At 72.8% G+C, this 13422-nt stretch carries 9 protein-coding genes; 4 read left to right on the top strand and 5 right to left on the bottom strand.

Annotation, left to right across the window (positions count from 1 at the left end; translation table 11 throughout):
* Positions 1-21: 21 nt before the first annotated feature.
* The 5 genes from D3105_RS25785 to D3105_RS25765 form a co-directional block, all read right to left on the bottom strand.
* Positions 22-804 carry an ABC transporter ATP-binding protein gene (locus D3105_RS25785; RefSeq protein ID WP_165891082.1) on the bottom strand — a complete coding sequence of 261 codons (783 nt, stop codon included), beginning with the start codon at positions 802-804 and terminating at the stop codon, positions 22-24.
* Positions 804-1913, bottom strand: coding sequence for a FecCD family ABC transporter permease (locus D3105_RS25780; protein ID WP_118905409.1), 1110 nt, complete (start codon positions 1911-1913; stop codon positions 804-806). Before D3105_RS25780 ends, D3105_RS25785 begins: the two co-directional genes overlap by 1 nt.
* Positions 1914-2078: 165 nt before the next feature.
* On the bottom strand, positions 2079-2561 hold the full coding sequence (locus D3105_RS36120) for a hypothetical protein (protein ID WP_425315760.1): 483 nt from the start codon (positions 2559-2561) through the stop codon (positions 2079-2081).
* Positions 2558-3646 carry an endonuclease/exonuclease/phosphatase family protein gene (locus D3105_RS25770; RefSeq protein WP_240647018.1) on the bottom strand — a complete coding sequence of 363 codons (1089 nt, stop codon included), beginning with the start codon at positions 3644-3646 and terminating at the stop codon, positions 2558-2560. Before D3105_RS25770 ends, D3105_RS36120 begins: the two co-directional genes overlap by 4 nt.
* A 23-nt stretch (positions 3647-3669) precedes the next feature.
* Positions 3670-4359 carry a M15 family metallopeptidase gene (locus D3105_RS25765; RefSeq protein ID WP_118905406.1) on the bottom strand — a complete coding sequence of 230 codons (690 nt, stop codon included), beginning with the start codon at positions 4357-4359 and terminating at the stop codon, positions 3670-3672.
* A gap of 88 nt (positions 4360-4447) precedes the next feature.
* On the opposite strand from D3105_RS25765, the gene D3105_RS25760 reads away from it, so the two are divergent.
* The 4 genes from D3105_RS25760 to D3105_RS25745 all read left to right on the top strand — a co-directional run.
* Entirely contained in the window at positions 4448-5155 is a 708-nt protein-coding gene (locus tag D3105_RS25760) for a response regulator transcription factor (protein WP_118905405.1), read from the top strand.
* A 79-nt stretch (positions 5156-5234) separates the two neighbouring features.
* On the top strand, positions 5235-6338 hold the full coding sequence (locus D3105_RS25755) for a sensor histidine kinase (RefSeq protein WP_118905404.1): 1104 nt from the start codon (positions 5235-5237) through the stop codon (positions 6336-6338).
* Between the two features lie 38 nt (positions 6339-6376).
* Positions 6377-6706: an antibiotic biosynthesis monooxygenase family protein gene (locus D3105_RS25750; RefSeq protein WP_118905403.1), complete on the top strand. Its 330-nt coding sequence runs from the start codon at positions 6377-6379 to the stop codon at positions 6704-6706.
* 283 nt (positions 6707-6989) lie between these two features.
* A partial coding sequence (locus D3105_RS25745) for a type I polyketide synthase (RefSeq protein WP_118905402.1) occupies positions 6990-13422 on the top strand: 6433 nt, incomplete at its 3' end.

Below are 13422 nucleotides of genomic sequence, written 5' to 3'. Positions count from 1 at the left end.
GGGCATGGGGGCAGGTCTCCTTCAGGAGGTGGGACGGGCCGGGGGGAGGTCGAAGAGCAGTTGCAGCACGCCGGTCTCGGGGTGTGTGACGCGGTGTGCCCGTACGCCGAAGACGTCGGCCAGCAGTTCGGTGGTCAGGACGTCCTGCGGCGGTCCTGAGGCGACGATCCGGCCGCTCTCGATGACATGGACGACGTCGCAGTGGAGGGCGGCGAGGTTCAGGTCGTGCAGGGCGGTCAGCACGGTCAGGCCGCTGCCCCGGACCAGGGCGAGGACTTCCAGTTGGTGGGCGATGTCCAGGTGGTTGGTGGGCTCGTCGAGCACCAGGACCCGGGGCTGCTGGGCGAGCGCGCGGGCGATCAGGACGCGCTGCCGCTCGCCGCCGGAGAGGGTGAGGAAGCCGCGTTCGGCGAGGTGTCCCGCCCCGACGCCTTCCAGCGCCTCGTCGCAGCGGCGGCGATCCTCGTCGGTCGTCCGGGCCATCGGCCCCTGGTGCGGCAGACGGCCCATGGCGACGATCTCGGCGACGGTGAAGTCGAATTCGGCGACCGCGTCCTGCGGAAGTGCGGCCAGCCGTCGCGCGCCTTCCCGGGTGGAGAGGGCGTGGAGGTCATCACCGCCGATCCTGACGGCGCCGGCGGACGGTCGCAGAGCACGGTAGACGCAGCGCAACAGGGTGGACTTCCCACTGCCGTTGGGGCCGACCAGACCGACGAGCTGCCCGTCGGCCGCGCCCAGGGTGACCTGGTCCAGCAGACGTGCGCCGGCTGTCTCGACGGTGAGCGCGTCGATGTCGATCCGCATCAGATGCCCCCGAAGGAGTAAGCGCGCCGGCGCATGAGGAGGATGAAGCAGGGAACGCCGATGACCGCGGTGAGGACGCCCACCGGCAGTTCGGCCGGGGCGAGCACCACGCGCGAGAGGATGTCGACCCAGATCAGCAGGACGGCTCCCGCGAGGGGTGCGACGGCCAGAAGCCGTCGGTGGTCCGCGCCGACCAGCATCCGGGTGGCGTGCGGGACCATCAGGCCGACGAAGCCGATCGCCCCGCTGACCGCGACGACCGCCCCGGTGACGGCCGCGGAGACGAGGAAGAGTTCCTTGCGCAGCCTGCCGGGGTCGACGCCGAGCGCGGCGGCGGTCTCGTCGCCCATGGCGAGGGCGTTCAGGCGCCGCGCCGACCACCCGAGGTGCGCGAGGCCGACGAGCACCGCCCCGGCGGCGATCGGCACGGCGGCCCAGTTGGCGCCGCTGAGGCTGCCGAGCAGCCACATCATCGCGGAGCGGGCCGCTTCCCCGCGCTCGGCCGCGAACACCATGAACGTGGTGACCGCCGAGAAGCCGTAGTACATCGCGGTCCCCGTCAGCACGAGCCGGAGCGGCGTGAGACCACGTTCGGTGCGGGCGACCGCGTACACGAGCAGCATGGCGAGGAGCGCGGAGACGAACGCCGCCGTGGACAGCGCCCAGATGCCCAGCGCGCCCAGAGCCCCGAAGATGAGGACGGCGTTGGCGCCGACCGCCGCGCCCGAGGAGATGCCGAGCACGAACGGGTCGGCGAGCGCGTTGCGCACCATGGCCTGGACGGCGACCCCGATGGCGGACAGACCAGCACCGACGACAGCGGCCAGGACCGCTCGCGGCAGGCGCAGTTCCCAGACGATGGTGTAGGCCGGGACCTCGTCGGAGCCGATGGCACCGCCGGTGAGCCCTGCCCACAGGTAGCGCGTCACCTCGGCCCAGGAGAGCCCCGACGCCCCGAGTGCCGCCCCGCAGACGAGCGAGAGCGGAAGGGCGAGGCTCAACCCGGTCACGATGAGCGCCAGGGGTACGCGGCGGGGCGGCATCGGTCCGGAGCCGACGCGCGCGGAACTCGGCGGCTTGGCGGGTATGCGGTCGAGAGACGTGGCCACGGCCGGTCGCTTTCGCCTCGGGCCGTGCGTCGCGCAAGGAGGAGCGGCCCCGGACGGCGGCCGTCCCGCGCAGCGCCCGTTTCGCAGTCCACGGCGAATGGTCAGGAGCCTTCTGTGCCGCGGGTGATCGGGCTCACGGACCGGAGGTCCGTCTACCGTTGCGGGTCAGCGCCGGATTTCGACCGGACTTCCCCCGTGGCGATTCAGCAGCCTAGCGCGTACGTCGGTCCCGGCCCCGGGGAGGGCAGGGTGCGGCGGGAGGCGCCTACCACCGTCCGGGCCCGCCCGCGTACGGGCAGGGAAGGGCAGGAGTTCCGCCATCACCGTGTGCGGGAGCGACGGGTTGGCGGCGGCCGCTTCCGCCGACCGCCGGTCGGCCCCCGCCACGAGATCGGCGACGAACTTGGGCGGCAGCGCCGGGTGCCCGGCGGCCACGGGCCGCGCCTCGGCGTCCTCCAGGCAGACGAGGAGCGCCGTGGCCGTCGCGTTGGTGTGGCCAGCGATGAGCCGGAGCGCCGTGCGTACGGGCGGTTCGTGCCGGGCCAGTTCGGCCAGCAGCGCCGGCGTCGCATCGGGATTGGACGCGAGGTTGGCGGCGACTCGGGTGCCGTGCCGTACGGCCATGGTGCGCAGCTGCGACTCGTTCACCAGCTGATGCGGGCCGCCACGGGCCGGTGGTCGCTGCCGGTGGCGGGCAGGACCCAGGCGCTCTCCGGTTCCACGCCGCGTACGAGGATCTGGTCGATCCGTACCACAGGGAACGAGGCCGGCCAGCTGAAGCCGAAGCCGGACCCGGCCGCCTCCTGGGCCGATTCCATCCGCGAGGTGATCCCGGCGTACGCACGGTCGTCCAGGGTGCCGTTCAGATCGCCGAGCAGCACCACCCGCTCGTTCTCCTCGGCGGCGACGGCCTGTCCCAGCGACTGCGCGCCGGCGTCCCGCTGGCCCGCCGAGAGCCCGGCCCTGGGGTTCACGCGTACGGACCCGAGGTGTGCCACGTACACCGCCAGGGGCCCGTGGTCCGTGGTCACCGTGGTCCGCATCCCCCGGTTGTAGACCATCTTGACCTCGGCGGGTTTGGCGTCCCCCAGCGGTCCGGCGTCCATCTTGACGTCGACCGGGCGGGTGTCCGACAACGGGAACCTGCTCCACAGCCCGACCGTGCCCTGCACCGTGTGGTGCAGGTACGCCTTCGCCAGTTCCTTCTCGTACGTCCCCCGGGCCTGGGCGGCCAGCTCCTCCAGTGCCAGCACGTCCGCATCGGAGCGGACCAGAGCGCGGGCGGTGCCGACCGGGTCGGGGTTCTGCGCACCGACGTTGTGAGAGGCCACCGTGAGGTCGCCGCCCGGACGGGTCTTGTCGGTGAGCAGTCCGCCGAAGAGGTTCAGCCAGGCCACGACCGGGAGGAGCAGGGCGATCACCGCGGTGGCGGAGCGGCGCAGCAGCGCGCCGGTCAGGAGCAGCGGAACGAACAGGCCGCACCACGGCAGAAAGGTCTCGATGAGGCTGCCGACGTTCCCGATCCGGTTCGGGATGCTCTCGTGCAGCAGCAGGAGCAGGGCCAGCAGCAGCGCCGCCGTCGCGAGGACGCGGCCGCGGCGCCAGATGCCCGAGGCTCGGAGTGTTCCGGGTGTGCGCGGCGTACCTGTTACGACCGACGGGGCGGTCGTGTCCTGCGTGCGTGCCTCGGCTGCCGCGTCCGCCGTGTTCCCGGTGTCCACCCGCGTCGCCATGGTCTGTCCTCGTTCGCTGCCGGTCACTGTCGCATCCTCGGGTCCTGGGTGGGGTCGGCGTACATGCGCGGGCAGCCCTGCTCCGCCGCGTTTGTACGGAGCTCGAAGTGCCAGGGCTCGTTCCGGTAGATCCGGCACAGCCCGTACGCGGCGCCATGGGTGGACAGCCAGTCCGTCGCCCTGTCGGGCCCGATGTCGACCGCGTCCCCCGACACATGGGGAGACGTGGTCGCGGTGGCCACCCAGCGGGCGGCCTCGGCCTCGGAGCCGTACTGCGCGACCGCCTTGCGGAGCAGCTCCACCTGATATGCGGCGGAACGCCAGCCGCTGTTGACGGTGAACGTGACTCCGTCGCCGACGGCGTCCTGTGCTGCCCGGCGGAGTGCGTCGAGCAGCTCCGCGTCGAGGTTGGCCACTGCCGGAACCTCGTCGTCGAGGACCGTCACACCGTCGGGTACGACACCGTCGGCCTTGTCGAGCGCGCCCCGGCTCTCGCGGTGCGGGGCGTGCGACGGCGGCCGGTCGGAGAGGGACGGGGCGGGGAGGAGGGTCGAGGAGTCAGGGCCCGGGGTGGCCGCCGAGTCCGAGGAGGGTTTCAGCAGTGGCCGGCCGAGGGCCATGGCGATCGCTGCCAGGGCGGCCAGCAGGCCGATGACGAGGGGCCTGCGGAACCGGAGTGTCGACGTACGCGCCGACGGCGGGGGTCGAGTCATGCTGCCAAGTCAAGGCAGCGCGGAGTTGCCGGCGCGTATGTGCTTTTCGATACGCCGACGATATGCGGCGACTCCTACCATCAGGGACATGCGTGTGCTGATCGTCGAGGACGAGCCCTATCTGGCAGAAGCCATCCGCGACGGTCTGCGTCTCGAAGCGATCGCGGCCGACATCGCGGGCGACGGCGACACCGCGCTGGAGCTGCTGAGCGTCAACGCCTACGACATCGCCGTCCTCGACCGTGATGTGCCCGGTCCCTCCGGTGACGAGATCGCCCGGCACATCGTCGCCTCCGGCAGCGGCACCCCGATCCTCATGCTCACCGCCGCCGACCGGCTCGACGACAAGGCCTCCGGGTTCGAGCTCGGCGCCGACGACTACCTCACGAAACCGTTCGAGCTCCGCGAACTCGCCCTCCGGCTCCGGGCGCTCGACCGCAGACGCGGCCACAGCAGGCCGCCCGTGCGGGAGATCGCGGGGCTGCGCCTCGATCCGTTCCGCCGGGAGGTGTACCGGGACGGCCGGTACGTCGCGCTGACCCGGAAGCAGTTCGCCGTGCTCGAGGTCCTGGTCGCCGCCGAGGGCGGTGTCGTCAGCGCCGAGGAACTCCTCGAACGCGCCTGGGACGAGAACGCCGATCCGTTCACCAACGCCGTGCGCATCACCGTATCGGCTCTGCGCAAACGCCTTGGAGAACCCGGGATCATCGCGACCGTGCCCGGCGTCGGCTACCGCATCGAACCGGCGGCCGACGCCGGACGGGGAGACGGGGAGAGCGGAGAGAACGGTGGCTAGGAGCGAGCGGACCGCGGCCGGAGCCGGAGCCGGAGGGACGGTGGTCCTACCGGAGGGGGCCGTGGTCAGGCGGCCCGGGTTGAGCGTCCGCCTCAAGCTCACCCTCAGCTATGCCGGGTTCCTCATGGTCGCGGGGATCCTGCTGCTCACGGCGGTGTGGGTGTATCTCCTGCAGTACGTTCCCGATGACTGGAACCAGCGGATGCTGTACGAGAACCCCAACCGTCAGCTCCTCGCGTACACCTTCGCCCCGGCGGCGGGCACCGTGCTGGCGATCCTTCTCGTCTTCGGGCTCGTGGGCGGATGGTTCCTGGCCGGCCGGATGCTCGCCCCGCTGACCCGGATCACGGAAGCCACCCGCACGGCCACGCACGGATCGCTCTCCCACCGGATCCGGCTGCCCGGCCGCAAGGACGAGTTCCGTGAACTCGCCGACGCCTTCGACACGATGCTCGCCCGCCTGGAGGCGCACGTCGCCGAGCAGAAGCGCTTCGCCGCCAACGCCTCCCACGAGCTGCGCACGCCGCTCGCCGTCTCCCGGACGCTGCTGGAGGTGGCGCGCGCCGATCCGGACCACGACACCGGCGAGATCATCGACCGCCTCCATGCCGTCAACAGCCGGGCGATCGACCTCACCGAGGCGCTGCTCCTCCTCAGCCGGGCGGACCGGCGTTCCTTCACCGGGGAACCCGTCGACCTGTCGCTCCTGGCGGAAGAGGCCGCCGAGAGCCTCCTCCCTCTCGCGGAAGAGCGCGGCGTCACCCTGGAGACGCGGGGCGACATCGCCACCACGACCGGATCACCGACGCTTCTGCTGCAGCTGACCACGAACCTCGTGCACAACGCCATCGTCCACAACCTGCCGGAAGGGGGCACCGTCCAGGTCACGACGAGCGTCCGCGGTGAGGCCGTGGTGCTGGCGGTCGAGAACACCGGGGTGCCCCTCTCCCCCGAGCTGGTCTCGACGCTGACCGAACCCTTCCAGCGGGGCGCCGAGCGTCTGCGTACCCACCACGCGGGGGTCGGCCTCGGCCTGGCCATCGTCGAGACCATCGCTCGCGCACACGACGGGACGCTCGCCCTCGCCCCGCGCACCGGCGGTGGACTGCGCGTCACGGTGGAACTCCCCTCGGCCGCCGGGAGCGGGGACGGGAGATCGGCGCGAACGCTTCCCTCCCCCTGAAGCGACGGGGTCCGGACCTCGTACGGCAGGATGGGGCCATGAGCGTAGTCAAGATCAATGTGCTGACAGTCCCCCAGGAACAGCGCGAGACGCTGGAGAAGCGCTTCGCCTCCCGCGCCCATGCCGTGGAGAGCTCCGACGGCTTCGAATGGTTCGAGCTGCTCCGGCCCGTCGAGGGCACGGACGACTACCTCGTCTACACGCGCTGGAGTGACGAGGCCTCCTTCCAGGCATGGATGGAGGGTCCGATGAAGGCGGCCCACCAGGGCGGCGACGCCTCCGGCGGCGAGCGCCCCAAGCCCGCGGCAAGCGGGTCCACGGTGTGGTCCTTCGAGGTCGTGCAGCAGGCGGCGCCGAAGGGCGCGTAGGCGAGCGCACCGATGCGTGACCCTGCCCGGCCGGCCCATGAGCGGCCGGGCAGGTCGCTTCCGCCTGTCCGTCGGGGCGCTTCCGCCCGTCCGCCGAGCAAGCGACGTCGCCGGGGCCGGACCCCGGTGCATCAGCGGTCGAACTCCGCCACCGTGTCACTCCCAGGGTGCACACCGCCTCCTCCCGGCGGTTGATTCCCCCCGGCCCGCGCGTTTTTAAGATCATTCTTCGGAGAACATCCGGGAACTTCGGAGAACTCGCGCAGAACGGATCGATCGACCGGTGGAGCACCACTTGACACTGCTGGATGTACTGCTGGACGCGGTCCGTGAAGCCCCCGGGCAGATCGTCGTGCATGTCCGTGGCGACGGAAGCGAGCTGACGGTCACGCTGCGCGAACTTCTGGACGATTCCCTGCGGGTGGCCGGCGGCTTGCGGGAGGCGGGCGTCGCGCCCGGGACCTGTGTGCCGTTGCTCGCTGATCGCAGCGAGGACTTCCAGCCGATGTTCTGGGGTGCGGTGGCGGCCGGTCTCGTTCCCGTTCCGCTGGCCGCCGATGCCCGTCGGGTCCTGCCGGTCTGGGAGCACCTGGGGCGGCCGCCGCTCGTCGTGGACGCCTCGACGGCGCCGCCGGCCGTCGAGCTTCCCGACGGCGCACGCGCCCTGACCCTCGATGCCCTGCGCGCGGGGCCGGTGCTGCGGGAACCCGCACCCGCCGGGCCCGACGACGTGGCGTTCCTGCAGTTCTCCTCGGGGAGCACCGGTGCGCCCAAGGGGGTGGAGGTGACGCATCGCGCGGTGCTGGCCAATCTGGAGCAGATACGGACCGCCTCGGCGCTGAGCGCCGACGACGTGGTGGTCAGCTGGATGCCGTACTTCCACGACATGGGGCTCATCGGTACGCATCTCGCTCCGCTGGCCGCCCGGGCCCGGCAGGTCAAGATCGGTCCGCTGTCGTTCGCCAAGCGGCCCCGCCTGTGGTTCGAGGTGGCCGCCCGGCACCGGGCCACGGTGCTCTCCGCGGCCAACTTCGCGCTGGCGCTGGCCGTACGCCGCGTTCCCGAGGACGTCCTGGCCCGGCTGGACCTCTCGGCCGTGCGGCTGCTCCTGGTCGGGGCGGAGCCGATCGCGCCCGCGGTGTGGCGTGCCTTCGCCGCCCGGACGCGGCCTGCGGGGCTGGATCCGGCGGCGGCCCAGCCCGTCTACGGCCTGGCGGAGGCGACGCTCGCGGTGACCTTCCCGCCGCCGGGGGAAGTGGCCGAACCTCTGGTCCTGGACCGGGCGTCACTGAGCGGTGGCGTGGCGGTGGACACCGAACCGGGCGACGACGCGGTCGAGTTCATGGATGTCGGGCGGCCGGTGGCCGGCTGCGCCGTGCGCATCGTCGATGACAACGGCGTTGTCCTCGGGGACCGGCGGGTCGGGCACATCATGGTGCGCGGTCCTCAACTGGCCCGTGGCTACCGCGGCCTTCCCGGCGTGAGCGCGGAGACGTTCACCGAGGGGTGGCTGCGCACCGGTGACCTCGGGTTCCTGCGGGACGGCCGGCTGTGCGTCACGGGCCGGCACAAGGACGTGCTGTTCCTCAACGGCCGCACCTTCCACGCCACGGACCTGGAAGAGGTCGCGGCGTCGACACCCGGGCTGCCTCCCGGCACCCCGGCGGTGGTCGGTTCGACCGACCCGGTCACCGGTGCGGAGCGCGTCGTGGTGTTCGTCCCCTGGGCGCGGCCCCCTCGCGACGCGATGGAGGTGCTCGAACGCGCCGCGGCGCGGGTGCGCGAGGCGCTGTTCCATGACGATGTGCGGGTGTTGGCCCTGCCGCCGGGGGCGTTCCCCCGTACGACGAGTGGGAAGCTGCAGCGGCGACGGTTGCGGGAGCGGTTCGAGGCCGGTGCGTTCGGGGCTGATTCGTTCGCGACCGGTGGGCAGCCGGCGGGCGACGGTGCTCTGTCTGCGGAGCCCCGCACGGACGTGCCCCGAGCGCGGGCTCAGACCGTCGACGCCGTCCGCGGCGTGTGGGCGCGTGTGCTGGAGCGACCCGCCGAGTCGATCGGTGTGCATGAGCCGTTCGGGAGCCTCGGGGGGACGTCGCTCAAGGCGATGGAGGTCCTGGTGGCGCTGGAGGACGCCTTCGGTGTGACGCTGCCTCCGGCGGTCATCCGCGACCACGGCACCGTGGCCGCCCTCGCCGGTCACCTTCTGACGGTGGCGCCCGGTTCGTCGGCGTCCACCCCCGAGGCCGGGAAGACCGGAGATGACGGGGAAGCCGTCGCAGCCGTCATCGGGATGGCGTGCCGGTTCCCCGGCGCCGACACCCCCGAGGACTTCTGGGACCTGCTCATCGGCGGGAACGATGCCATCACCCCCGTACCGTACGGGCGTTGGCACGAGGATGGCCGGGATCGTTGGGCGGGGCTCCTCAAGGACCCGGCCGCCTTCGACGCCGCCTACTTCGGTATCGGCGAGGACGAAGCGCGCGCGATCGACCCGCAGGCGCGGCTCTTCCTGGAACTCGCGCACGAGGCACTCGAACGCGCCGGATACGCGGGGCCCCGTCGGCGCGGTCGCCGGGTCGGTGTGTTCGCGGCGGTCGGCGACAGCGGCTACCGCGAGGTCCTGGACCGGGCTTCGGCCGACGGCTCTCCGCTGCCGACCGCGCTCACCGGCAATCTGCCCGCCCTGATAGCCGCCCGCGTCTCGCAGAGCCTCGACCTCGACGGTCCCGCACTCGCCGTGGACACCGCCTGTTCGTCGGGTCTGGTGGCCCTGCATCTGGCTCGGCGCAGCCTGCTGGACGGTGAGTGCGACCTCGCCGTCGTCGGTGGGGTCAACCTCCATCTGACCTCGACCCCGCACCGGCTCCTGGAAGCGGCGCAGGCCCTGTCCCCCACCGGGCGCAGCCGCGCCTTCAGCGCCGACGCGGACGGCTTCGTCCCCGGTGAGGGCGGAGCGGCGATCGTCCTGACCCGTCTCGACGCGGCCCGGCTCGCGGACGACGAGGTGCTCGCGGTGGTCCGGGGGACGGCCGTCAACAACGACGGCCGGTCGATGAGCCTCATGGCGCCCAATCCGCTGCGGCAGCGCGAGGTCATCACCCAAGCGTACGAGGCGGCGGGCGTCGATCCCGCATCGGTGACCTATGTGGAGGCGCACGGGACGGGCACAGCCGTCGGCGACCCGATCGAGTTGCGGTCGCTGGCTCACGCGTTTCCCCAACGGCCCGACGGCGAGCCCCGGTTGCTCGGCTCGGTGAAGACGAACATCGGGCATCTGCTGAATGCCGCCGCGTTGCCCGCGCTGGTGAAGGTCGTGCTGGCTCTGGACCACCGTCGGCTGCCGCCGTCGCTGCACCACACCCCGCCCGCGCCGGGCCTGGCTCCTGCGGGCTTCTCCGTGGTCGCCGAGGCTCGGGACTGGACGTCGGCCGGGCCCCTGGTCGCGGGGATCAACGCGTTCGGCTTCGGCGGCACCAACGCCCATGCCGTTCTCGAACAGGCCCCGACCCCGCCTCCGTCAGCCGGGTCTGCCTCGTCGTCGCCGGCTGCCGCGCGGGACGTCCCTGTCGAGGGGCCCCATTTGCTGACCCTCTCGGCGCAGAGCGCGGGTGCGCTCCGGGACGCGGTGGACCGGCTCACCACGCATCTGGACAGCCGTCCGCGACTGCGCGAGGGCGATGTCTGCCGGACCGCGAGCACGTCCCGGGACGAGGGGCCCCACCGGCTCGCCGTCGTCGCCGACGGTGATCTACGTGAACGGCTCGCCGAACTCGCCGGAGGGACCGGCGGAGCGGGCGGGCACGCGGGAACGAGCGGCGCGGTTCGGCGTGCCGGGACCGGCGGAGCGGGCGGACGCGCCGGGACAGGTGCAACCGCCGTGCCCGCCGCGAGCGTCGTCCGTTCCCGGCCGCGCGTCGTCTTCCTGTTTCCCGGGCAGGGCGCCCAGTCCCAGTCCCCCGGCCAGGACCGGGCGCTGTACCGGACGGCGTCGGTGTTCCGGGACACCTTCGACGAGGCGTCCGCGCTCCTCGGCCCCGTCTGTGGGCGGCCCCTGGTGGACTGGGGGCTGGACCCGGAGGTGGATCCGGCCGCGCAGGCCATGACCGAGGTGGCCCAGCCGCTTCTCGTCGCCTCCGGGGTGGCGCTCGCCCGTCAGCTCCGTACCTGGGGTGTGGAGCCCGAAGCGGTCGCCGGGCACAGCGTCGGGGAGATCACCGCCGCCTGTGTCAGCGGGGTGCTGACTCTCCGGGAAGCCGTGCGGTTCGCAGCCGAACGCGGCCGTCTCATGGGCGCGTTCACCGAACCCGGTGGAATGCTCGCCGTCCGCGGGGGCGAGGAGGCCGTCGCAGCGGCGGTGGCGCAGTCCGGCGGGAGCCTCACCGTGGCGGCGTACAACGGTCCCGGACTCCAGGTCCTGTCCGGGACCGTCTCCGCCGTGGAACGCGCCGCCCGCACCCTCGACGCCCAGGGCGTCCCCACGCGCCGTCTGCGGGTATCGCGGGCCTTCCACTCACCGCTGATGCGGCCGGTGGCCGACCGACTCGCCGACGCGGCCCGTTCGCTGACTCCGCGAGCCCCGTCCGTGCCGCTCATGAGCACGGTCACCGGCGCGTGGCAGCCGGTCCTCGATCCGGCCTACCTGCGCGACCACGCCGAACGCCCGGTGCTGTTCGGGGCGGCCGTGGAACGCCTGGTCCGGGAGGGGTACGACACCTTCGTGGAGATCGGCCACGGCGCTACGTTGTCGGGTTCGGTGCGCGCGGCGGCCAAGGCGTACGCGCCCGGTGAATCCGGCAGTGGCGTCACGGTGATGTGCGCGCTGCCGGGACGTTCCGTCGACCGATCGCAGGACGCACCGCTGCCCGATGACCGGCACGGCGGGCGCGGAGACCTTCTGGAGACCCTCGGCCGGCTCTGGTCGCTCGGCGTGCCGCTGGACCGGACCGCGCTCGACGCGGGCCACCAGCGGATTCCCCTGCCCACCTATCCCTTCCAGCGCCGCCGCTACTGGGCCGAGCCGCCCGCGCGTCCTCTCCTGCACCGGGTCCTGTGGGAGGACGACGACCTGCCCGGAAAGGCGACCGAGGCGGCAAGGGCGGCGGGGTCCGTGCGTTCGGTGCTGCTGACCGGACCCGACCCCGCGTCCGTGGACCGCCTCGCCTCACAGCTCGCCGCCGCAGGTGTACGTCGGTACGCAGCGGGTGACGACGGGCGTCCGGATGCCGTGGTCCTGGTGGCCGGGCCGGCTCCCGTCCAGGACACCGACGACGCCCTCGGCCGGGTCCAAGAATCCGCGTCGACCGCTTTCGGCGAGGCCCTCGCCCGGTTCGACGAGACGCACGCGGACCGGCTCCTGGTGATGACCGAGGACGTGCATGTCACGGGCACCGTACGGGAAAGGCCACGGCCCGCCCATGCCGTCCTCGGCGGACTCCTGCTGGCGCTGCCGCAGGAGACTCCACGTGCTGCGGCCACCGCCCTCGACCTCTGCTCGCTGGACACCCCGTCCCAGCGTCTGACGGCCGTGCTGGCCGAGCTGGAGTCCGGTGGTACCCCTGGCAGCACGACCATCGTCGCCTGGCGTGCGGGACGACGGCTCACCCGCCGTTTCGTGCCGCTGATGGAGCCTGCGGGTGGCCCCGGGGCGGCCCGGTCACCGCTGCCGCCCGACGGCACCTTCCTCATCACCGGGGGCGGCGGCGGAATCGGCGCTGCCCTCGCCCGGGACCTCGCGGGCCGGGGCCGGCCCACCCTCGTCCTCACCGGGCGCTCCCCCGCGCTCCCCGAGGGGCTGGCCGACGAACTCCGTACCCTGGGCGCCACCGTCCACTACCGCGTGGCCGACGTCTCGGTGGAGCGGGATGTCGACGCGCTCCTCGCCGAACTGCCTCGCCTCGACGCCCTCTTCCACGCCGCAGGTGTCGTACGACCCGGCACCCTGCGGCACAGGCGCCCGGGCGAGACGGCGGACGCCCTGGCCGCCAAGACCCGGGGCGCCCTGCTCCTCTCGCTGGCCCTGCGCCGGCACGGACTCGACCCGGCGGTCCGCGTCGTCTTCTCCTCCGTGAGCGCCGTACTGCCCAAACTGGCGGGCGCACTGGGCGACTACGCCGGTGCCAACGCGTTCCTCGACGCGTTCGCCGCGTCGGAACGACACGCGGGCAGGCCCTGGCAGTCCGTGAACCTCGCCGCCCTGGCCGGTACGGGCATGGCGGCGGCGCTCGGAACCGGGACGGGAGCGGACCCCACCACCGGACGGAACGCCGGAGGGCGGACCGTTGCCCTCTCTCCCGCACTGGCGGCGCTCCGCACGGCATGCGAAGTCGACGCGGCACAGCTGCTGCTCGCCGATCTCACACCGTCTTCGCCGCCCGTGGCCCCGGAGCCCTCAAGAGTCCCGACCACGACAGCAGGAGCCACGGGAAGGGGAACGGCGGCCTCCAAGGCAACCGGCACCAGCGACAGCACCGCCGCCTTGCTGCGGCGACTGCTCGCCACCGCGCTGCGGCTGCCGGCCACCGAGGTTCCGGACGACGAACCGTTTCTCGCTCTCGGTCTCGACTCGCTCGCCGCCGTCGACCTCGTCAGGCAGCTCGAACGGGAGCTGGGCACGACCCTGCCCGCCACTCTCTTCTTCGAGTACCGGACCATCGCCGAACTGGCCGAGCACCTCGACAGCACGCCCGCCCTCGTCTCCCCCGCCCTCCCGCGTACGC

The sequence above is a fragment of the Streptomyces globisporus genome (genome assembly GCF_003501885.1).
GTDB classification, from domain to species: Bacteria; Actinomycetota; Actinomycetes; order Streptomycetales; family Streptomycetaceae; genus Streptomyces; species Streptomyces globisporus_D.
Note: the sequence above shows the minus strand (reverse complement) of the source record. Positions and strands in the feature narration are given on the sequence as shown.